Genomic DNA, 527 nt, shown 5'->3' on the forward strand with positions numbered 1-527 from the left:
ACAATATTTGAAAACCTGCCTCAGAAGATGAATCTTATCAGTGATTTGTTTTCAAGAGTAGTGTTCCGAGACAAGGAGGCCTGCCAAGACTTAGTGAAGATTATTCTGGGAGAGGGATATGAGGTTACAGGGGTGACGTCGCAGTATGATATTACCAATCTGCAATTTCGCAGTGTGGTACTGGATATTCTGGTAGAGACGGCGGGAGAAGAGCCGATTCATGTGGAATTTCAGATATCCGATGATGACGACCATATGCGGCGTGTGAGGTACTGCAATGGAAGTATTGATACACACCTTTTACAGAAAGGGAAAGCGTATAAGGAACTGCCTGATGTGTACCATATTTATATTACAATGAACGATTTTATTGGAGGCGGTCAGACAGTGTATGAAATTTTTCGTACAGTGCGTGACAGGGAAGGAACATACAGCACGCAGTATCCGGTGGAAAACGGAGTGCATGAGTTGTATATCAATTTGGAAATTCCATTGGATGATGGCAGTGAATTAGACCATTTACTGCG

General features: G+C 42.9%; 1 protein-coding gene. It reads left to right on the top strand.

Features of this window, described 5'->3' with window-relative positions; all coding sequences use genetic code 11:
• Positions 1-93: 93 nt before the first annotated feature.
• The coding region (locus DW005_RS13670) for a PD-(D/E)XK nuclease family transposase (protein ID WP_181975067.1) at positions 94-527 on the top strand (434 nt) is incomplete at its 3' end.

The sequence above is a fragment of the Clostridium sp. AF36-4 genome, assembly GCF_003435975.1.
Lineage (GTDB): Bacteria > Bacillota > Clostridia > Lachnospirales > Lachnospiraceae > Eubacterium_F.